Below are 19,578 nucleotides of genomic sequence, written 5' to 3' on the forward strand. Positions count from 1 at the left end.
ACAGAATCATGGCGGTTTCAGTACGGCCGTGTATCGATCGTGTTAGCGATTTTGCTGGCGTCCCGATTCCAGGTCCAGGTAGTGCAGATGACCGTGGTCCTCCAGCGCCGTGATCACGGTTTGCGCGTCGTTGGACTCCAACGCGGACAGGATCGCCTGATGCCTGACGATGCCGTCGTCGGCCCGGTGGTGGCGGGCCTCCTCCCTGAGGTTCATCGCCATGGGGAGTTGGAGCTTGAGCAGGATGGGTTCGAGTGCGATGTCGAGCTGACGGTTGTCTGCGAGTTCGACGACGGCGGCGTGGAACACCCGATGCGCATCGTCACGTTCCAGTTCATCGACCGCGCAACGCATTCGATCGAGCGCCGCGCGGACCGGCAGGAGCGCCACCGCGGGTTCGGCCAGTGGAAGGGCCATCTCGATGGCGTGCCGTTCCAGGACGTGGCGCAGTGCGAAGAGTTGCAGGATGTCCGTCGTCGACCATTCGGTGACCCGCGAACCGCGGCGGGGGAGGTGCTCGACGAGTCCCTGCTGAGCGAGTAGCCGCAACGCCTCCCGCAGCGGCGCCCTGCTGATGCCGAGGTCGGCGCACAGCTGTTCTTCGACGATCTTGTCGCCCGGCTTGAGCGATCCGCTGAGGATCGCGGCGCGCATCCGGTGCGCGGCGACGTCGACCAGCGACACGGGCAGGTCGGGTCGCGCGCCGTCGCCGTGCAGTCTGGCCGCTCTCACGCACACCCCGCCTCTGTCAGAATCTGCCGATTGAATTCTGCCGATTGTCGACGATCGTAGGAACTTTCCGGCCGGCGTGCTTCGTTGCGGCCTGGTGATGACCGCAGCGATGTCCGTGATGGAGCCCCTCCCGACCCTGCCTGAACAGGCCGAACGCCTCCTCGAACTCGGTGTACACCGGCTCGCCGGATGGCCCGAGAAGCGGTTGCGCGGCGTCGCCGAAGCCGCGGCAGGAAAGGGTTCATTGCTGGCGATCCACCCCGATGTGGTGGCGGCGTCCGTGCTCATACCGCTACTGAACCTGTCCGGGAAGCAGGGTTTCCTGGTCGTCGACATGCCCGACGTCGACGAGTTCGTTCCGACCGTCGAGCTGCCGGATTCGCCCGTCTACCTCGTCGACGGAATCGACCGCGGTGATGCGATGGCCAACTGGAGTCCTGACGAGGCCGATCCGGCCATCGCGGCCGCGAGCCGGACGCCGCTGACCCTCACCGAGGGCCTGCACTGGCTGCTGCAGCGCCCGGATACCCTGCAGCGCGGGCGCTGCTTCATGACCATCGGATCCCGCAAGCCCAAGCCGAGCGGCGCGCTGGATGCCAGGACCCCGGCGATCTGGATCAGCAACGGCACCGGGCGCGACGGCGCGGACAACCGGAACGCGCCGAAGGTCGGCTGGTGCTGGGCGGGCAATCGGCACACCTGGCTGGGCTTCGCATCAGCCGGGCGCCGGCTCACCGCCGACGGATGACGTCAAGCCGCACCTCCCGTCGCGGTACCACCGCGATCCCTCGTGGCACTGATCGGGGCGGCCTGCGACGGCGTTCACGCTTCGACATCCTCAGCTCCACCGAGTTCATCAAGGTGCCTACCGAGATCGCTAGCTCGTAGGCCGCGAACGCCGCACCCGGACAGCGCCGAAACCCGCCGCCGAAGGGTAGGTACTCAAAGGGCGTCGGCGCCTTGGCGAGGAATCGATCGGGATTGAACCGATTGGGGTCCTCCCAAATCGTCGGATCGAAATGCACTGCGGGCACAGCGATGCCGACGATGTCACCGGGCGCCCAGGCAAGGCCACCGACGGTCAGAGGTGCGGTGAGCCGTCGCATCACGATGGGCACGGCCGGATGCATGCGCAGCGCCTCGGACACCACGGCAGACAGGTAGGGGAGTGCGGGCAGCGCCGCCGCGCTCGACACGCCGTTCAGCTCGGCGACGGCGCGATCGCGGATCGTAGGCTCGCGGTGAATGTGATAGAGCGCCCACATCAGCGCGCCCGCTGTGGTGTCGTGGCCGGCGACGACGAGCGTGCGCAGTTGCTGATGAAAGTCGTCGGGATCCATTGCCGCGGCGTTCTTTTCGGCGAGCAGCACGCCGAGCACGCTCGGATCAGCGGCATCGGGTCTGCTGGTCCGGACTTGTCGGCTCAGCAGTGTGTCGAAGCGGTCCCGCAATCGGATGAGCCGCGCCCACGGGCCCAATCCCGCAAATTCCTTGCGCAACCACGGCAAGAGCATCAGCGGCGCCGTGTTCGCGTGCATCAACGCCGTTGCGACGTCGGCGACCTCCTGGTATCCCTCGGCGTTCTCGACGCCGAACATGGCGAGCACGATGATTCGCAGCGTGATCGAACGTGCCGCCGTAGCGATGGGTATCCGCCGTCCTGGACGCCACGCCGCCGATTCGTTGGATGCCGCCCGCGCCATCATCTCCGCCCGGGCGCGCATGCGCTGACCGTGCAGTGCACCCATCAGCATCCGTCTTTTGGACCGGTGATCGTCGCCGGAAATGAGGATGACCGAGTTCTTACCGACGATCGGCTCGATCGGATTCGGAGTCGGCGCCTCCAGTATCTCGGCGGGTGCGGTGAGCAGATCACGCGCCGCGTCCGCGGAAGCGAAGAAGTGCACCGGGCCGAGGCGTGGAAAGACGACGGTGAACGGGCCGCGTCGGCCCGTCTGGCGGCGGAAGAAACCGTCTGGATCGAGTCCCGCCCATATGGAGCGAAACACTGTTGGAATATCGACCACTCTTGGTACACGCAGCGGAACCGGGAATCAGTTCTGGTGGAGGGCTGTGACTTTCGCTACCCGACGCCCTCAGTTGTGGCGGCCGACACCCTGCCCTCCGGCCGAACCAATAGCCACCCCGCACGGTCATGCGACACGTTGCGGACGCGCTCCTCAGGTTTGAGTCTCGACGTCACACCGTGCGCGGTGGGCCGATTCGACGAACGGCAGCACCGCGTCCAGCCAGGCGTTGGGTTCTCCCGCAAAGACCACGTGACCGGTGCCAAGCCCGACGAACGTCGAACCGGGAATCGCGGAGTGAACCGCCTCGCCCCATTTGACCGGAGCGGTGAGATCCTTTGTACCCCAGGTGATCAGCACCGGAGCGGTGATGGCGTCGGCACGTTGCCGGAGATCGTGTCCGGGGTCGGTGAAACTGCGCCACAGCGCGGCCGCCGTCCGCGACCCGTCCGCGGTGCGTGCCCTGGCGACCACGCGGCGCACCATCGCCCGCTCGGCCGGTGTTCTGGCGTGCATGTAGGCCGGAACCGACAGCGGGGCGACGGCGCGGATCACCGCGGGCTTGCCCATGACCGCACAGAATGCTCGGATGAACGCGGTGTGGGCAGTGAAGCCGCCGGTATTGACCAGGACCACTCCTGCGATGCGGTCAGGCCGCTCCAGGGCGAGGCGGCATGCCGCGTAGCCGCCTACGGAGTTCCCGACCACGACGACGTTGCGTAGGTCGAGCCGATCGACGAATTCGACTGCCAGATCGCCGAACTGGACGGCACCGAGGGGTTCGTCGAGCACGGGGGACTCGCCGTGGCCGGGCCAGTCGAGCGCGATCACGCGGCGTCCCCGACCGAGCGCGTCATGCACCGAGGCGTAGTCGGTGCGGTCGTGCAGTGCCGCGTGCAGCAGCAGGACCGGCGGACCCGAGCCGTCGTCGGTGTAGGAGATCGTGGCGTGTGATTCGGGGTTGGACCCAGAGACAGACAAAGTCGTGGTTGGCATCGTCGAGATCCTTTCATTGACCGGGCGGTCGGTCGTTGAGTTACACTAAGCCCGAGCGATCGCAACGGCAAGAGGAGAATCTCTTCGTGACCGAAGTCCACGAACTCACCGGCAACAAGCGCACGGCGGCAGCTGCGCGGACACGCCAGAAGCTGATCGAGACGGGGCTGGAACTCGCCGAGCAGCTCGGCCTCGAAGGGCTCAGCGTGAATGCCGTGGTCGCCGGTGCCGGTGTCTCGAAGGGCACGTTCTTCCACCACTTCCCGGACCGCACCGGCTATTTGGTGGCATTGCACCGACGGTTCCACGATGCGCTTGCCGACGAGTTCTTCTCGGCCGTCGGGGACATGGCACCGGGGCAACAACGGCTGGCGGTAGCCGCCAGAACCTATCTCGACGGCTGTCTGCGTTACCGCGGCGTCAAGGCCCTGCTCCTCGAAGCCAGGGGGCACCGGTCGATCGCCGACGAGGTGCTGGAGCGCAATCGGCGAAACGTGGAGACCGTTGCGGCCGACTTCGAGGCGATGGGGCGGCGGCATCCGCGTCAGTCGGCGCGGTTGTGGGTGGCCGCGACGGCCGAGTGTGCGCTGATGGAACTCGAACTCGGGCGGGCCGATCCCGAGGCCAGGGAGGCACTCGACGCGCTCGTCGGCTGAACAGTGATTCGACACCGACGCTAGAACGTGTTCTAGTTCAAAGGTGCTGGACTTCCCCGTGGAGAACCTGACGACCGAGGAGGTCGCTCGGTTGCGCGCGACCTACGAACCCCTCACCCAATCGGTCCGTGAGCTGGTCGACGCCACCATCCGTACCGAGGTCGACGCCGACGTGGTGGCGGAGGCGAAGGCAGCGATCGATGCGGCGACGGCGCGCCTGCGCACCTCCCAGCTCGACGGAGCCTTCGGTGTCCGGTTCGGCGCGGACGGCGATCAGATGCCCTGGGGCAACGCCGTCATCGGCATGCGCAATCCCACAGCGCCGCCACTGGTCATCCACAAGGACTCCACCGGGACCGTGTTCACCGAGTTCCACCTCGGTGCGGCCTACGAAGGGCCTCCCGGCCACGTGCACGGAGGCGTCGCCGCGCTCATCCTCGACCACGTCCTCGGCGAGGCGGCCAGTAGCGCCGAGCGCCCGCGGCTCACCGGCACCATCACGCTGCGCTACCTGCGCACCACCCGGCTCGGGTCCTTGCGCGCCGAGGCCAGAATCGATCGGACCGAGGGGGTCAAGACGTTCGCCGTCGGTCACCTCGCCGACGACGAGGGCGTCACCGTGCAGGCCGAAGGCGTCTTCATTCAACCGCGGTGGGCTCGCGGCTGAGTCGGTCAGCTCGACGCTGACGAGCGTTCGGCGTCCGCCGAGATGTTGCCGAGTTGGGTTGTGATGGCCCCGATCTCGGCGACGAGCACGCGCGTCGTGGCGTCGTCGTTGCCTGCCAGTTCGGCGCGGACCCGCTGCGCAGCCTCGGCAAGGCGGACTACGTCCACCCGCCACGGCGAACCCGGGGTGGCCGGGTCACCGCACAACGCCTCCACGTAGGAGTCGACCGCGGCGGTGAAGTCCCGGCTCAACGTCGCCGACGGTTGAGCGGGCAAGCTCGCCTCGAGCGCCGCGCAGGCGGTGGTCACCGCGTTGAGCGCGGTGCGGTAGGACCGCAGCCAACGACGAAAGGGACGGTCCTGGGACCAGCTGGCTCCCGCCGCAGCCTCGAACGCCGCACGGGCCCGGAAGGCGCGTTCCCACGCCGAGGACAGCGCCTCGGCGGGGTCGTCCAGCCGGTGCACGAAGGCCTTGATCACCGTTGCGGCGTAATCGGTTTCGGTCTTGAGCAGCTCGCCGGCGCGTTGTCGCAGCCGGACCATGGCGTCGTCGGGCACGGCGACGTGTGCGAGCACCGCGAGCGCTCCGCCGATCAGCGTGGCCAGCAACCTGTCGCCCACATCGGCCGCCCCTGCGGTGCCCCCGATGTCGACGAGGAACACGATGGCAGCCGCCAGCGCCACGCTCAGCGCGAGGTACCCGAAGCCGGACACCGCGTACGCCACGCCGAGGAACACCACGGCGAGCGTCGCCGCGACGTACCCGGTCGGGTGCAGCAGCAGGATCACCGCCGAGGCCACCACGATGCCGAGCACGTTTCCCGCGACCCGGCCGACGCACCGGGTGTAGGTATGGGCGGTCTCGGGACGCAGCACCATCACGACGGTGAGCGGGATCCAATAACCGTGCGGCACATCGGCGAACCGCGCGACTGCGACGCCGATGGCGGTTGCGGACGCCAGCCGGACCGCGTGCCGCAGCACGGGGGAGCTCCACGACAGCTGGCCACGGACCGCCGCGATGATCGATCGCACGCGGCCGGGCAGACGCGGGCGCCGAAGCTGCGCGAGGTCGGCGGCTTCGGGTGAAGCGTCCCCGAAACGGAGTTGCACGGCGTCGCGCAGCTGCTCCGAAAGTCTCTGTACGAGGGCGGCTTCCGGACCTTCGGCGGCGCCTGCCACGACATCGAAGCGCCCCATCGCATACCCGGCCGTCTCGCGCTGGGACCGATCCGGTTCGGCGACCGCCGCCAGCACGTCCGACGCGGCGGTCAACACCCGCGAGCTGACGTCGTCACCCTTCGACTTCCCTGCGATCGCCATCACGGTGACCGAGATCCGTTCGGGCAGGCCGTACCACGCGCGGTAGGCCAACGGGCGACGCCGGGCTTGCGCATCGGTCAGCGTGAACGCCTCACGCAGCCAGAGCAGGGGTTCCGGGTCGACGTGCCCGCTCGGATCCTCGGCAAGGCTGCGCGCATCGGCTGCCAGCGCGCGGTAGGCGCGGGCCAGTCCGTCGCGCTGGACCCGCCAGCGGCGTCGCGGCCAGATGGCCACGAGCGCGGCCTGAACCAGACCACCGACGACCGCGAGCCCGGTGGCAGTGCCGACGCTCGCCCACGTCGGCTCGGTAGGCGGCAGCGTCACCAACAGTGCACTACCCGCCGCGGCGATCACCCCGGCGTTGGCGCTCACGGCCCACGCCGTCCCCGCCGCGAAGCACCACAGCGCAACGACCGCCGTGAACGCGAGGCCATACGACGAGAAGGTCGACGCCAGCAGCACCGCAATGCCCATCACCGCCGACACACCGAGCACCAGCGGCACCCGGCCGCGCGGACTGTCCTGCAAGGCCGTGGCGCCCGCTATCGCGGCCGCACCACCAGCGGCCCCAGCCGCGCTCGCACCGCCCCAATGCAGCCCTGCGCCCGCCACGAGCAGTACCCCGAGCAAGCTGCGGACGACGCCACCCATGTCGGGCATCGTCGGCCGCAGAGCCAGGCCCTTGATCACCGGTCCATTGTGACCTGTTGGGTCGGCGCAGCCGCGAAGGCTGGCGGCGGTACGTTCGTGCCGTGGAGAAGCTGATCATCACCATGCGGCGCGAAGTTCCCGACGATGCGTGGTGCGAGAGGATGCGCACCACGGTCGCCGAGGACCTGCAGCAGCTGGGCCTACCCGGGCTGAACCTGAACGTGCGTGACGGCGCCGTGCGTGACTCGATGATGACGATCGCCACGCTGGATCCGCCGGTGGTCGCGCTCGTCACCCTGTGGACGCAGCAGTACTACGGCGATCAGGTCCGCGCCGCACTCGCACTGCTCGAGATGGAGTGCGACGAGGTGGCCGCATACCTGGTCACCGAGTCCGTTCCCCTGCAGGCGCCTGCCACCGCGCCAGGGGCACGCACCGAAGGATTCGCCAACGTGGCACTTCTTCGCCGCCCCGCGGAGCTCAACCCCGAAACCTGGTTCGCCCGTTGGCACATCGATCACACACCCGTTGCGATCACCACGCAGTCGACGTTCGGCTACACCCAGAACACCGTGGTCAGGGTGCTGACGCCGGGCGCACCGGAATTATCCGCGATCGTCGAGGAGTTGTTCCCCATCGAGGCCACCAAGAGCCTGCACGCGTTCTTCGGTGCTGCCGACGACGCCGACCTGAATGACCGGATGACCAAGATGGTGGCCAGCACGTCGGCGTTCGGGGCCAACGAGAACGTGGACACCGTACCGACCAGCCGCTACGTGTTCCGGTCGCCATTTCCTGGAGAGGACGTCGAATGACCACACTGCAGGAAGCAGCTGCGCTCGCATCGCAGGAGAGCGGCCTGTGCATCGTGTCGACCGTGCGCGCCGACGGCACCGTGCAGGCCTCCCTGGTGAACGCCGGTGTGCTGGCACACCCTTCGACCGGTGAACCCACGTTGGCGTTCGTCACCTACGGCAAGGTGAAGCTGACCAATCTGCGGGCACGCCCGCAGATCGCGGTGACGTTCCGCAACGGCTGGCAGTGGGCGACGGTGGAGGGCAACACCGAACTCCTCGGCCCGCACGACCCGCAACCGTGGCTGACTGACCCCGATGCGCTGCGTCTGCTGCTGCGCGACGTGTTCACCGCCGCCGGCGGCACGCACGACGACTGGTCCGAGTACGACAGGGTGATGGCAGAACAGGGCCGCACCGTGGTGTTCGTCGCACCCACGCGCGTGTACTCCAACGGCTGACACATACGCTGCAAGCCGTGCTCGTACAGATCGACGATGCGAACGGGGTTCGCACCCTCACCCTCAACCGGCCCGAGTCGCTCAACGCGTTCAACGAGGCCCTCTACGACGCAACAACGATCGCGCTGCGTGCCGCCGACGAGGATCCCGCGACCGCGGTGGTGATGCTGACCGGTACCGGACGGGCGTTCAGCGCGGGCAACGATCTCAACGAGATGCAGGCGCGGATCACCAACTCGGACTTCCAGTCGGGGGAGTATGGGTTCCCCGGCATGATCGAGGCTCTGACCACGTTGCGCAAGCCGCTCATCGTGGCGCTGAACGGACTCGCCGTCGGCATCGGCGCTACCGTCCTCGGGTACGCCGACCTGGTGTTCATGTCCTCGACCGCGAGGCTGAAGTGTCCGTTCACGAGTCTTGGCGTCGCGCCGGAGGCGGCCTCGTCCTACCTCCTGCCACAACTCATCGGCAGGCAGAACGCAGCCTGGATCCTGATGTCGTCGGAGTGGGTGGACGCCGAAGAGGCGCTTCGCATGGGACTGGCATGGAAGGTCTGCGAACCCGACGATCTGCTGACCGAGGCTCGGCGGCACGCCGAAGTGCTTGCCTCCCGGCCGATTTCAAGCCTGATGGCCGTGAAGCAGACGATCGTGGAGCCGATGCGCGCCGGGATCGCCGCCGGGTTGGAGCGCGAATACGCACAGTTCGCCAAGTTGATGGGCGGCGCGGCCAACGCCGACGCCCTCGCCGAGTTCGCCGACCGCCGCGCCGACTAGGGCGGCTCAGCGGGCCGCGTGTACCGGGCAGTCCTGCTTCGTGGACGCCGCGATGATGGCCCGCACGGTTCGCCGGCATCGGCCGCAATCGGCACCGGCACCACACGCGTCGGCGATCTGCTTGGACGTAGCGGCGCCGTTCGCAACGAGATCGGTCACCACCTGACTGGTGACCCCGGTGCACAGGCAGACGAACATCAGTTCACCCGCTCGTCGACGGTCATCAAGTGCGCGAGCGTCCCGACGAACACCGTCGGATGGGCGCCGGCGCTCGGGTCACCGCGCTCGTCGCCTCCGAGCGACATCCACTCAGCCCCGGCATCCGGGTGATCGATCCAGCGCCTGGCCCTGACCTCGTCCTCGATCTCCTGCAGGATCATCACCTCCTGCTCATCGTCGAACGCCTGGTATACCCAGATCTTGCGGACTCCGGCGTGGGCGAGCCGATCGGCGGCCCCGTGCACCTTGTCCATCAGCGTCGCGACGTCCTGGACGAGGGTGATCACCCCGACGATGACGTGGGCGACCGCGTCGTCCGGTGACGTTTCGGGCAGGTCGATCTTCTCGACGACCTCACCGGCGAATATCGCCGGAATGTCGTCGACGCCGGAGACGTCGAACAATTCGAAGATGGCCGGCGAGCGCAATACGTCACGGACCGAATTCGGATGACGGATGCCGATGGTCACCAATACGCGGCCGGGTTCCCAAATGGATTTGTAGACCACAACGTGGTGCGCAGCCATGCCCGCCAGATGGTCTTGGCGCGCCGAGATCGAAGACCACATCGATTCGACGTCGCCGACGGCGAAGTCGGCAGCCAGAATGAGCGAATGCACCTCGTGCTCGCCCATCTGGATTCCGCCTTGAATTCGCGTGCGCTGAGGAGGGAACCAGCAGCGCTGCCTACGTGGTTAGCGCAGTCTATCCTTACTTAGGGGAGGCAGTCCATCCTCCCCGGCCAGAAGCAGGTTTGGCTACCCTTCGACGTGCCCTTTTCGGGTCTCGGACACGCCGGAAAGCGCTGTGATTCGGTCGCTCTCGTTGTCCGCGTGGACTAGATTGAAGTCGTTCCACAGCCAGGACACTCGACCAGCCCGCGCAGTGTTATAGGAGCGAAGATGCAAGGCGATCCCGACGTTCTCAAGCTGCTCAACGAGCAATTGACGAGCGAACTCACGGCCATCAACCAATACTTTCTGCATTCGAAGATGCAAGACAATTGGGGCTTTACCGAGTTGGCGGCCCACACTCGCGCCGAATCGTTCGACGAAATGCGTCACGCTGAGGCGCTCACCGACCGAATTCTCATTCTGGACGGCCTGCCGAACTACCAAAGACTATTCCCGTTGCGCGTCGGTCAAACACTGCGCGAACAATTCGAGGCGGACCTCGAGATTGAACGAGAGGTGATCACGCGGCTCAAGCCCGCGATCATCTTCTGCCGCGAGAAGCAGGACAGCACCTCCGCGAACCTCTTCGAGACGATCATCGCCGACGAGGAGCTGCACGTCGACTACCTCGAGACCCAGCTGGAACTCATGGACAAGCTGGGTGTGGAGCTGTACTCCGCGCAATGCGTGGCGCGGCCACCGCACTAAGGCGCCTGCGTCAAGTCGAGGGTGACGAGCACCACGTCCGCCACCTCGTAATATTTATAGCCTATCTAACGATATGGTCTGTGGCGTTTGGGTACGCCCGGCTGTGACGAGAGGTGGGTATGAGCAGTACAGGGACGGGTAGCAGGGACTCGACGACGCAGGCCATCGCTGATCCCGAGTCCGCGAGCGCGCTGATCACTCCGCGTCGGCGCAATCTGATCTTCGTCGCGGTGCTGCTCGGGATGCTGCTTGCGGCACTCGACCAGACCATCGTGGCCACCGCACTCCCGACGGTGGTAGCCGATCTCGGTGGCGCGGGGCATCAGTCGTGGGTCGTGACTAGCTATCTACTCGCCTCGACGATCGTCACCGCGGTCGTCGGCAAGCTCGGCGACATGTTCGGCCGCAAGGTCGTGTTCCAGGCCTCGGTGCTGTTCTTCCTTGCCGGATCGGTGCTGTGTGGCCTCGCGGGCTCCATGACGATGTTGGTCGCAGCGCGGGCACTGCAGGGCATCGGCGGCGGCGCCATCATGGTGACCGCGATGGCGGTGATCGGCGAGGTGATCCCCTTGCGCGAACGCGGCCGGTACCAAGGCGCGCTCGGCGCGGTGTTCGGCGTGACCACCGTGATCGGACCTCTGCTTGGCGGCTTCTTCACCGACCACCTGACCTGGCGCTGGGCGTTCTGGATCAACGTGCCCGTCGCGCTCGTCGTGCTGGCCGTCAGCGTCATCGCCATCCCCGCAATGGCCAGGAGCACCAAACCGGTCATCGACTACATGGGCATCGTGCTCGTCGGCCTTGGCGCGTCCGGCCTGACGCTGGCAACCAGTTGGGGTGGCGGTGAGTACGCGTGGGGTTCACCGATGATCATCTCCCTCTTCGTGGGATCCGCTGCGGCACTTGCCATGTTCGTCTGGGTGGAGACCCGGACCGCCGAGCCGATTCTGCCCATGCGGCTGTTCGCCAACCCGGTGTTCACGGTCTGCTGCATCCTCGCGTTCATCGTCGGCTTCGCCATGCTCGGCGCGCTGACGTTCCTGCCCACCTTCATGCAGTTCGTCGACGGTGTGTCGGCGACGGAATCCGGCTTGCGCACCCTGCCGATGGTGGCGGGCCTGCTCATGACCTCGATGGGAAGCGGCACGATCGTCGGCCGCACGGGGCGCTACAAGATGTTTCCCGTGGTCGGTACCGCGGTCATGGCGGTCGGCTTCCTGCTGCTGTCGCGGATGGACGCGGCCACTCCCACCTGGCAGCAGTCGGTGTTCCTGTTCGTGCTGGGGACCGGCATCGGCATGTGCATGCAGGTGCTGGTGCTGACCGTGCAGAACACCACGAGCTTCGCCGATCTTGGCGTGGCCACCTCGGGCGTGACGTTCTTCCGGACGATCGGAAGTGCCTTCGGCGCAGCCATCTTCGGCTCGCTGTTCACCAACTTCCTTGCCGGCCGTCTCGGTCCGGCATTGCTGGCGAGCGGCGCGCCCGCCAGGGCCGCGGAATCGCCGCAGGCGTTGCACGAGTTGTCGCCGGCGATGGCTGCGCCCATCGTCGACGCCTACGCGGACTCGCTGGGCATGGTGTTCCTGTGCGCCGTCCCCATCGCCGTGATCGGCTTCGTCGTCGCACTGTTCCTCAAGGAGGTGCCGCTGTTGGAGATGGACGCGGCTTCGGCGACCGATCTCGGCGAGGCCTTCGGCATGCCAAGCACCGAGACCCCCGACCAGATCCTCGAGGTTGCGGTTGGACGGATGTTCCGCGACTCCCCGGAAGTTCGGTTGCGCAGCCTCGTCGGACAGCCAGGATGCAATCTCGACATCATCAACCTGTGGGCACTGATCCAGATCTACCGGCAGAACCAGGTGTTCGGTACGGCCACCATGACCGACATCGGCAAGCGTCTCCGAGTGCCGTTCGAGCTGTTGGCGCCGACGTTCGACAATCTGGTGCACCGCGGTTATGTGCTGCGGTCCGGCGGGGAGGACGGCCGGCTGTGGCTGACCCAGGCCGGCGTCAAGGAGGTCGACGGGGCGTCGGCGGCGATCGCCGCCAAGATCGTCGACAAGCTGGCCTGCTCGCCGGCGTTCGAGGGACGTCCCGACCGCGAGCAGGTCGAGGCCGCCCTCGAGCGCATCGGCCACAGGATGCTGGTGCAACGCGGTTGGGACGACGACCGTGCCCTGGTCGGGGTGCCCGGCTGATGCAAAACTAGAACGTGTTCCAGATTTGTCGTTTCCGGCGTACGATGCGCTCATGAGCCGAATTGGAGATTTCGCCGAAGACGACGCCGCCGGATGGATCGTCAAATCACCCGACATCGGTGTCGCCATGGCCGGATTCACCCATGCGGTCTACAACAAGAACAGATTGCCGATGCGGGTCAGGGAGCTGGCGCGCATGGTGATCGCGCTCGACAACGAGTGCGTGGTGTGCCAGAACACCCGTGACGCTGAGGGCATCGCGGCAGGCGTCGACGAAGACCTCTACGACCATGCGGCCGTGTGGCAGACCTGGCCCGGCTACAGCCCGCAGGAACGCGTCGCCGCCGAGTTCGCACAGCGGTTCGCCGCCGACCACACCGGCCTTCGTGACGACGAGGACTTCTGGGACCGCTGCAACGAACAGTTCAGCCCGGAGCTGCTCACCGATCTCGCGTTGTCGTGTGCCATGTGGCTCGGGATGGGCCGGATGCTGCGCACCCTGGACATCGGCCAGAGCTGCAAGATCACGCTGTAGTGGATTCCCCGCTGCCCCGAAAACCGCTGCGACCGTATCAGATCAACCCGGTCGCGTCGAAGATCCAGGACATGTCGGCATTCGCGAAGTCCGCCATCCACGTCGGGGGCGCGTGGTTGACCAATGCCCCCATGTCCCAGTAGTCCTTCCAGAGGGTCACCTTGTCGTTCTCGACGCGGTGCACCGAGACGAACTGGAGAACCGCGGATTCGCCGGTCTTCCAATGCCATTCCTCGTGATGCTCGTACATGACATTTCTGCCGTCGGTCAGCAGCAGCCCCGTGAAGTTCTCGTAGGACGCCAACGGTTCGATCCCGATCTTCAGCCGCTTGACGATGTCCTCGGGACCGCGCGCGGCCGCAGTGGGCCCGACCGGCATGTCGAGGTAGATGCAGTCGTCGGAAACGAACGTCTTCAGCGAGTCCCAGTCTCTTGCGGATAGCGCCTTCCAGAGGCCGCGAACCGTATCCTCAACCGACACTTGTCAATTCACCCTTCTCGGTGGGGAGTGCGGGGGACTTGTGCGACGCCCGCAGGAAACGCCCCGTGCGCTGCCGTCCAACCAGATCCGTGGCCTCGCCGTCGGCGAACACGGTGCGGCCGCCAACGAGCACGGCGGTGACGGCGGCGTCGTTGCGGTTCACCATCCGCGGCAGGTCGCCGTACTGCTCGACCGCCTGCTCGGCGTAGGCATCCAGCGACGCGTCGAGGTGGGCAGGGTCGACGATCGCAACGTCCGCGCGGTCACCGATCCGCAGGTGCCCGGCGTCCAGCCGATACCAGTCGGCCAGCTCACCGGTCAGCCGGTGCACGGCCTGTTCGATCGTCATGAACTCCCGACCCGCCTGTTCGGCGTCGTGCACGTGCCGAAGCAGGCGCAGCCCCATGTTGTAGAACGCCATGTTCCGCAGGTGCGCACCGGCATCGGAGAAGCCCATCTGAACGCTGGGTTCGCGCGCCAGCTTCTTGAGCACCTCGGGCCTGTGGTTGGAGATCGTGGTGCGCCAGCGCAGGGACTTGCCGTGTTGGAGCACAAGGTCGAGGAACGCGTCGACTGGATGCACGCCGCCGCGCTCCCGCCCGACCTGCCCGAACGACTTGCCGATCACCGACTCGTCGGGGCAGGCCACGATGTCGGCGTCGAAGAAGTCTCGGTGCCAGACCCGGACCCCGAACTTGCTCTCGTATTGCTTGCGGAACTCACGGCGATACGACTCGTCGCGCATCAGCTCGTTGCGCTCGACTTCGTCACGCAGGTGCAGCGCCGCCGCACCCGCCCCGAACTCCTCGAAGATCACCAGGTCGATGCCATCGGCGTAGACCTCGAACGGCACCGGCAGGTGTTGCCAGCGGAAGTTGCCGCCGAGCCGGTTGACGAACCTCGCCACCGGACCCATCAGCAGGATCGCGTACGGATTGGCCTTGACGTCGGCCGCCGAAAGCAGGCTGGTCTTGAGCGGATTGCGGAAGATACCCAGGGACTGCGCCACCTGCGAGCCGACGTTCAGCGGGTTCTGGATGTCGGGCCCCGACTGCAGCACACGCCCCGCCCTGCGCAGCATGGACTTCAGCCGGCGCAGCTCGCGGGGCTTGGCGTAGGTCGATGGCAGCGTGCGCGACCGGCAGGTGTCGCCGTCGAGCTTGTCGAACAGCAGCTGCTGGGAGGACATTCCGACGAATCCGGCTCTCAGCGCCTCGGCGAGCATCCGCTCCATCTCGGCCTGTTCGCCCTTCGACGGCGACACCGACTTGGTGGTCGCCCGCGCCAAACCCATGACGGCCGTGCGCATGTCAGAGTGCCCGATGAACGCCGCAAGGTTCGGGCCGAGCGGGCGCGCCTCGAGTGCGTCGACGTACTCGTCGCAGGTGGTCCAGGTCTTGTGGCGGTCCACCGCGTCGATGACGTGCTCGCGGGGGATCGCCTCGACACGACCGAACAGGTCGCCGGCATTCACGCCGTCGACGTGGATGGTCGACAGCGAGCAAGAGCCGAGCATCACCGTGGTCACGCCGTGCCGCAACGACTCGGTCAGCGCAGGGCCGTCGAGCACCTCCACGTCGTAGTGGGTGTGGATGTCGAGCATGCCGGGCAGTACCCACTTGCCGGTGGCGTCGATGACGTGCGGGCAACCGGTGTCGTCGAGCTGGTCGGCGGAGACCGCAACCACGTGGCCATCGCGGATGCCGAGGTTGCGCACCGCCGACGCGGCGCCAGTGCCGTCGAACCAGCGGCCGTTGCGAATGATCGTTTCGTAGGTCACTCAGATCATGGAACAGGGCGCCGACGGCAGTGTCAACGAAATCGTGAACACATTCTGAAAAATGTCTACTACTCGGCCCATGCGTCGGGTTGACGACCGTCGACGTCGGTGAAGCCATACTCGTGGGCGAGCTGTGCCGAACTAGCCGAGAGCTGATTCCAGCGGGCCCGGTCGGGATCCGCCGCGATGGCGGCAACGCCGCGACCGACGAAGCGCGGAGTCTCCGATTGCGTGAAGGCGCCCGGCGCGGTGGGGAAGCCGTCGGGCCTCGGCTCCATCGCGCTCTGCCAGTTGGACTCGGTGACCGCGTAGTTGTCGAGCATCATCTCCGAGCGCAGCCAGCCGGGCGTGACCGCAACGGCCGTCGCCCCGAACGGGGCAAGGTCGTGGCCCTGGCTGAAGGCGATCCGGTTCACCGCCACCTTCGCCAGGTCGTAGAACACCGACACCCGGTAGTTCTGGGCGTTGAACTCGGCCGTTCCGTCAGTCACCTCGACCAGCAGACCGCCCGGCCGCGTGACGAGCAGCGGCAGCAGGCAGTGCGACGTGATCAGGTGGGTTTCCACCCCGAGTCGAACCGTCCGCAGACCGGCGTCGAGATCGAGTTCCCACATCGGCTTGTTCCACGTCGACGGCGGGCCCTTGAGGACTTCGGCACCCCAGATGTCGTTCACCAGGATGTCGATGCAGCCGTACTCCCCGCGCAGCCGCTCGGCCAGATCCCGCACCTGCGCGGGATCGAGATGGTCGACGGCGATGGCGACGCCAACCCCACCGAGGGCCGTGACGAGCTCGGCGGTCTCCTCGATGGTCTCCGGCCGGTCGTAGTCCGACCTCAGGGTGCCCGACGCGCTGCTGCGACCAGTGCAGATGACCGTCGCCCCCGCTTCGCCAAGCGCTGCGGCGATTCCACGGCCTGCACCGCGAGTGGCTCCGGCCACGACGGCGACGCGACCCGCGAGGGCTGTTGGGTCGGGTGGCGTCGCCATGCGGTCAGTATTTCCTGTCAAGGCCATCGCCAGATGCAGTTCAGCAGACGAGGGCATACTCGCTTCCGTGACCCCGCTGCAGCGCTATATTGCCGAGGAAATCGCCACCGATCACGTGGACGGGTTGCTGTCCAGACGGGAAGCCTTGCGCCGGCTGGCGTTGATCGGCGTCGGAGCCACTGCGGCGACCGCACTGATCGCGGCGTGCGGGAATGACAAGAAACCCACCGCCGACGCACCCGTCACCTCCACCGGCGCCGCCACCACCGAGATCGGGCCGCCTCCCGGCTCGGAGAACACGGTGCCCACCGAGGCCATCACCTGGGCCGGTCCGCAGGGCGAACTGCAGGGCGCGTGGGCTGCTGCGCAGAGCCCGAAGGGTGCGGTGCTCGTCATCCACGAGAACAAGGGGCTCAACGACTGGGTGCGTTCGGTCGCAGGCCGGTTCGCAGGCATCGGCTACTCGAGCCTGGCGATCGACCTGCTGTCTGCCAAGGGTGGCACCGCCACGTTCACCGATCCGGCGCAGGCCACCGCGGAGCTCAGCAAGATCCCGCCGGACGAGTTCGTCGCCAACCTGAAGTCCGGGGTCGCGGAGTTGCAACGCCGCGCGCCAGGCGTGAAGGTCGCGGCCGTCGGGTTCTGCATGGGCGGCGGCCTGGTGTGGCAGCTGCTCGCCTCTGGTGAACCGCAACTGGCGGCCGCCGTCCCGTTCTACGGCCCCCTGCCGGACGGCGCCGACTTCAGCGGCTCGAAGGACGTCGCCGTGCTCGGGTTCTACGGAGCCAAGGACGCCCGTGTCACCGGCACCAAGGACGCCGCGCAGCAGGCACTCGACAAGGCCGGGCTGGTCAACGAGCTGGTCGTCGAGCCCGACGCCGACCACGCCTTCTTCAACGACACCGGGGAGCGCTACGCCCCAACTGCCGCCGCCGACGCCTGGCAGCGGGTACAGGACTGGTTCACCAAGTACGTCGGCTGACCCGGCCACCCGGTACCGGCGGTGGCCGGTATTCACCACTCGTTCAGGTGACCGTTCACCCACCGTTCGTGACCGGTCGTGCGCCCCGACTCTGATGCAGGTATGCGGGTAGTTCAGGTTGCGAACTTCTACGGCCCGCGTTCCGGAGGACTGCGGACCGCGGTGGACCGCCTCGGGGCGGAGTACTGCGCCGCCGGACACGAGGTTTACCTCTTGGTGCCAGGCGCCAAGGCCGAGAGTCAGCGCCTGCCATCCGGAGTCAGGCGAATCTCGCTGCCCGCCAGAAGGATTCCGTTCACCGGTGGATACCGGGCCGTGCTACCGGGACGGATAACCGCGCTGCTCGAACGACTCGAGCCCGACGCGCTGGAGGTATCCGACCGGCTGACCCTGCGATCGCTGGGACCGTGGGGCCGCCAGCGCGACGTGGCCACCGTGATGATTTCCCACGAGCGACTCGATCGTCTGCTGGGACAACTGCTTCCGCGCCGCCTGGCCCGTGCCGCAGCCGACGTCGCGAACCGCAGAACCGCCGCCAACTACGACGCGGTCGTGTGCACCACGGCGTTCGCCCGCGAGGAGTTCGACCGCATCGACGCAGGCAACGCGGTCACCGTCCCACTGGGCGTCGACCTCGAGCAGTTCCATCCGCGACACCGCTGCGAGCAGGTGCGAGCGCAATGGGCACACCCGGCGCAGACCCTGTTGGTGCACTGCGGCAGGCTGTCGGTCGAGAAGCATGCCCATCGCAGCATCGATACCGTTGCCGCGCTTCGTGATTCAGGGGTGGACGCGCGCCTGGTCGTCGTGGGCGAGGGGCCCCTTCGGGCTCGCCTGGAGCGACAGGCGGCGCGTCTCCCCGTCGACTTCACCGGATACGTCGGGTGCCGCGACACCGTGGCGGCCATCCTGGCGTCCGCCGACGTCGCCCTTGCGCCAGGACCGCACGAGACCTTCGGGCTGGCGGCGCTGGAGGCGTTGGCCTGCGGCACACCTGCCGTCGTGTCGAACACGTCGGCACTCGCCGAGATCCTCACCAGCGACAGCGGTGCCGCAGCCGACAACGACCCGATGGCCATCGCTCACGCCGTCACGACGATCATCGGCAGGCCGGAACGCCTACGCAGGAACGACGCGCGCCGCCGCGCCGAGGAGTTCCCGTGGCCAAGGTCGGCCGCAGGCATGCTCAGCGCATTGGGGGCGCTGTAACGGAACGACGCCGTTAGGTTGTCCGGATGGGCGATGCGCTAATCGGCCCCGGCGACACCGAACGGGCAAGGACGCTGTGGTTTGCACTGCTGCTCACGGTGACCAACGGGTTCATGGACGCGCACACCTTCTACGTCCGCGGCGGAGTGTTCGCCAACGTCCAGACCGGAAACGTCATCTTCTTCGCCATCGACCTCTCCGAACGCAAACTGTCGGCGGCGATGGCCCACGTGTGGCCCATTCTGGCGTTCATCATCGGCGTTGGGCTGGCGTCGCACATCAAGTCCGGCCGGGTCGACCGAGTCGTGACGCACCCGCTGCGCTGGACCATGGCCGTACAGGTGATCGCCTTGGTGATCATCGGCTTCGTCCCGTTGACGGTGGCGCACAGCTACGTCACGGTGCCGATTGCGTTCCTCGCGGCGGTTCAGATGGGCCTGTTCCGCAACATCGGCGATCTGGCCTACCTACCCGTGGCCACCACGGGGAACATGATGCGGTTCGTCGAAGCCGGGTACGACGGCTTCGTCGAGAAACAGGCCGCGTCACGTCGCGCATGCGGCATCTACGGCACGGTCATCCTCGCCTTCTCCGGGGGAGCGTTGATCGGCGCGGTCGCCAGCCGCGCGTGGGGCGCGCACGCGATCTGGCTGGCGGCGACCATCCTTGCCGTCACGCTGGTCCTGTTCATCGTCGACGAACGGGTCCTGCGGTGACA

The 19,578-nt window shown here is 67.1% G+C and carries 21 protein-coding genes; 12 read left to right on the forward strand and 9 right to left on the reverse strand.

Annotated elements, in window-relative coordinates:
* Positions 1–42: 42 nt before the first annotated feature.
* Positions 43–654: a GntR family transcriptional regulator gene (locus HNP02_RS04455; RefSeq protein ID WP_184436500.1), complete on the reverse strand. Its 612-nt coding sequence runs from the start codon at positions 652–654 to the stop codon at positions 43–45.
* A 196-nt stretch (positions 655–850) separates the two neighbouring features.
* Between HNP02_RS04455 and HNP02_RS04460 the strand changes: the two genes are divergently transcribed.
* Positions 851–1,480 (forward strand): DUF5701 family protein, encoded by a 630-nt coding sequence (locus tag HNP02_RS04460; RefSeq protein WP_255506201.1) that lies wholly within the window; start codon positions 851–853, stop codon positions 1,478–1,480.
* Here the strand turns inward: HNP02_RS04460 and HNP02_RS04465 are convergent.
* Complete coding sequence (locus HNP02_RS04465; RefSeq protein ID WP_309241413.1) at positions 1,464–2,741, reverse strand: cytochrome P450; 1,278 nt, start codon at positions 2,739–2,741, stop codon at positions 1,464–1,466. The genes HNP02_RS04460 and HNP02_RS04465 overlap by 17 nt on opposite strands.
* A gap of 171 nt (positions 2,742–2,912) precedes the next feature.
* Positions 2,913–3,755, reverse strand: coding sequence for an alpha/beta fold hydrolase (locus HNP02_RS04470; protein ID WP_184435515.1), 843 nt, complete (start codon positions 3,753–3,755; stop codon positions 2,913–2,915).
* 86 nt (positions 3,756–3,841) lie between these two features.
* Between HNP02_RS04470 and HNP02_RS04475 the strand changes: the two genes are divergently transcribed.
* The gene (locus tag HNP02_RS04475; protein ID WP_184435517.1) at positions 3,842–4,411 is read left to right on the forward strand and encodes a TetR/AcrR family transcriptional regulator; all 570 of its coding nucleotides are present in this window, start codon (positions 3,842–3,844) and stop codon (positions 4,409–4,411) included.
* Between the two features lie 43 nt (positions 4,412–4,454).
* Positions 4,455–5,078 carry a PaaI family thioesterase gene (locus tag HNP02_RS04480; protein WP_184435519.1) on the forward strand — a complete coding sequence of 208 codons (624 nt, stop codon included), beginning with the start codon at positions 4,455–4,457 and terminating at the stop codon, positions 5,076–5,078.
* 5 nt (positions 5,079–5,083) lie between these two features.
* Here the strand turns inward: HNP02_RS04480 and HNP02_RS04485 are convergent, their stop codons facing one another.
* Complete coding sequence (locus HNP02_RS04485; protein ID WP_309241414.1) at positions 5,084–7,090, reverse strand: FUSC family protein; 2,007 nt, start codon at positions 7,088–7,090, stop codon at positions 5,084–5,086.
* Positions 7,091–7,152: 62 nt separating this feature from the next.
* Here HNP02_RS04485 and HNP02_RS04490 point away from each other — a divergent pair, with 62 nt between their 5' ends.
* From HNP02_RS04490 to HNP02_RS04500, 3 genes are read left to right on the forward strand one after another with little or no spacing between them, the layout of a single operon-like run.
* Positions 7,153–7,866, forward strand: coding sequence for an EthD domain-containing protein (locus HNP02_RS04490; protein WP_184435521.1), 714 nt, complete (start codon positions 7,153–7,155; stop codon positions 7,864–7,866).
* Entirely contained in the window at positions 7,863–8,306 is a 444-nt protein-coding gene (locus tag HNP02_RS04495) for a TIGR03618 family F420-dependent PPOX class oxidoreductase (RefSeq protein WP_184435523.1), read from the forward strand. The genes HNP02_RS04490 and HNP02_RS04495 overlap by 4 nt, the downstream gene beginning before the upstream one ends.
* 17 nt (positions 8,307–8,323) lie before the next feature.
* Positions 8,324–9,082, forward strand: coding sequence for an enoyl-CoA hydratase/isomerase family protein (locus HNP02_RS04500; RefSeq protein ID WP_184435526.1), 759 nt, complete (start codon positions 8,324–8,326; stop codon positions 9,080–9,082).
* Between the two features lie 6 nt (positions 9,083–9,088).
* On the opposite strand, the gene HNP02_RS04505 is transcribed toward HNP02_RS04500, so the two are convergent.
* A complete protein-coding gene (locus tag HNP02_RS04505; RefSeq protein ID WP_184435537.1) occupies positions 9,089–9,280 on the reverse strand; it encodes a bacterioferritin-associated ferredoxin in 192 nt (63 codons plus the stop codon).
* Positions 9,280–9,936, reverse strand: coding sequence for a fatty-acid--CoA ligase (locus tag HNP02_RS04510; protein WP_184435539.1), 657 nt, complete (start codon positions 9,934–9,936; stop codon positions 9,280–9,282). Before HNP02_RS04510 ends, HNP02_RS04505 begins: the two co-directional genes overlap by 1 nt.
* Positions 9,937–10,203: 267 nt before the next feature.
* Between HNP02_RS04510 and bfr the strand changes: the two genes are divergently transcribed.
* The 3 genes from bfr (at position 10,204) to HNP02_RS04525 (ending at position 13,419) form a co-directional block, all read left to right on the forward strand.
* Complete coding sequence (gene bfr / locus HNP02_RS04515; RefSeq protein ID WP_184435549.1) at positions 10,204–10,683, forward strand: bacterioferritin; 480 nt, start codon at positions 10,204–10,206, stop codon at positions 10,681–10,683.
* Positions 10,684–10,802: 119 nt separating this feature from the next.
* Positions 10,803–12,884, forward strand: a complete 2,082-nt coding sequence (locus HNP02_RS04520) for an MDR family MFS transporter (RefSeq protein WP_184435551.1) — start codon at positions 10,803–10,805, stop codon at positions 12,882–12,884.
* A gap of 52 nt (positions 12,885–12,936) precedes the next feature.
* Positions 12,937–13,419: a carboxymuconolactone decarboxylase family protein gene (locus HNP02_RS04525; RefSeq protein ID WP_184435553.1), complete on the forward strand. Its 483-nt coding sequence runs from the start codon at positions 12,937–12,939 to the stop codon at positions 13,417–13,419.
* 37 nt (positions 13,420–13,456) lie between these two features.
* On the opposite strand, the gene HNP02_RS04530 is transcribed toward HNP02_RS04525, so the two are convergent.
* The 3 genes from HNP02_RS04530 to HNP02_RS04540 form a co-directional block, all read right to left on the reverse strand.
* Positions 13,457–13,900, reverse strand: coding sequence for a nuclear transport factor 2 family protein (locus tag HNP02_RS04530; RefSeq protein ID WP_184435555.1), 444 nt, complete (start codon positions 13,898–13,900; stop codon positions 13,457–13,459).
* The gene (locus HNP02_RS04535) at positions 13,890–15,680 is read right to left on the reverse strand and encodes an amidohydrolase family protein (RefSeq protein WP_184435557.1); all 1,791 of its coding nucleotides are present in this window, start codon (positions 15,678–15,680) and stop codon (positions 13,890–13,892) included. The genes HNP02_RS04530 and HNP02_RS04535 overlap by 11 nt, the downstream gene beginning before the upstream one ends.
* Positions 15,681–15,748: 68 nt before the next feature.
* Entirely contained in the window at positions 15,749–16,669 is a 921-nt protein-coding gene (locus tag HNP02_RS04540; RefSeq protein ID WP_184435559.1) for an SDR family oxidoreductase, read from the reverse strand.
* Between the two features lie 67 nt (positions 16,670–16,736).
* Here HNP02_RS04540 and HNP02_RS04545 point away from each other — a divergent pair, with 67 nt between their 5' ends.
* The 3 genes from HNP02_RS04545 to HNP02_RS04555 all read left to right on the forward strand — a co-directional run bounded on the left by HNP02_RS04545 (position 16,737) and on the right by HNP02_RS04555 (position 19,576).
* The gene (locus HNP02_RS04545; RefSeq protein ID WP_184435561.1) at positions 16,737–17,651 is read left to right on the forward strand and encodes a dienelactone hydrolase family protein; all 915 of its coding nucleotides are present in this window, start codon (positions 16,737–16,739) and stop codon (positions 17,649–17,651) included.
* Positions 17,652–17,753: 102 nt separating this feature from the next.
* A complete protein-coding gene (locus HNP02_RS04550; protein ID WP_184435562.1) occupies positions 17,754–18,860 on the forward strand; it encodes a glycosyltransferase in 1,107 nt (368 codons plus the stop codon).
* 26 nt (positions 18,861–18,886) lie between these two features.
* Positions 18,887–19,576, forward strand: coding sequence for a YoaK family protein (locus HNP02_RS04555; protein WP_184435564.1), 690 nt, complete (start codon positions 18,887–18,889; stop codon positions 19,574–19,576).
* Positions 19,577–19,578: the final 2 nt, after the last annotated feature.

Origin of the sequence: Mycobacterium sp. AZCC_0083 (assembly GCF_014202335.1) — a bacterium.
Classification (GTDB): domain Bacteria; phylum Actinomycetota; class Actinomycetes; order Mycobacteriales; family Mycobacteriaceae; genus Mycobacterium.

What these genes read in the sequence shown, in the direction of transcription:
- bfr (WP_184435549.1), top strand. Translation starts at nt 10,204, where the DNA reads ATGCAAGGCGATCCCGACGTTCTCAAGCTGCTCAACGAGCAATTGACG.
- HNP02_RS04455 (WP_184436500.1), bottom strand. Translation starts at nt 654, where the DNA reads ATGCGCGCCGCGATCCTCAGCGGATCGCTCAAGCCGGGCGACAAGATC.
- HNP02_RS04550 (WP_184435562.1), top strand. Translation starts at nt 17,754, where the DNA reads ATGCGGGTAGTTCAGGTTGCGAACTTCTACGGCCCGCGTTCCGGAGGA.
- HNP02_RS04525 (WP_184435553.1), top strand. Translation starts at nt 12,937, where the DNA reads ATGAGCCGAATTGGAGATTTCGCCGAAGACGACGCCGCCGGATGGATC.
- HNP02_RS04460 (WP_255506201.1), top strand. Translation starts at nt 851, where the DNA reads ATGGAGCCCCTCCCGACCCTGCCTGAACAGGCCGAACGCCTCCTCGAA.
- HNP02_RS04510 (WP_184435539.1), bottom strand. Translation starts at nt 9,936, where the DNA reads ATGGGCGAGCACGAGGTGCATTCGCTCATTCTGGCTGCCGACTTCGCC.
- HNP02_RS04470 (WP_184435515.1), bottom strand. Translation starts at nt 3,755, where the DNA reads ATGCCAACCACGACTTTGTCTGTCTCTGGGTCCAACCCCGAATCACAC.
- HNP02_RS04505 (WP_184435537.1), bottom strand. Translation starts at nt 9,280, where the DNA reads ATGTTCGTCTGCCTGTGCACCGGGGTCACCAGTCAGGTGGTGACCGAT.
- HNP02_RS04495 (WP_184435523.1), top strand. Translation starts at nt 7,863, where the DNA reads ATGACCACACTGCAGGAAGCAGCTGCGCTCGCATCGCAGGAGAGCGGC.
- HNP02_RS04520 (WP_184435551.1), top strand. Translation starts at nt 10,803, where the DNA reads ATGAGCAGTACAGGGACGGGTAGCAGGGACTCGACGACGCAGGCCATC.
- HNP02_RS04555 (WP_184435564.1), top strand. Translation starts at nt 18,887, where the DNA reads ATGGGCGATGCGCTAATCGGCCCCGGCGACACCGAACGGGCAAGGACG.
- HNP02_RS04540 (WP_184435559.1), bottom strand. Translation starts at nt 16,669, where the DNA reads ATGGCGACGCCACCCGACCCAACAGCCCTCGCGGGTCGCGTCGCCGTC.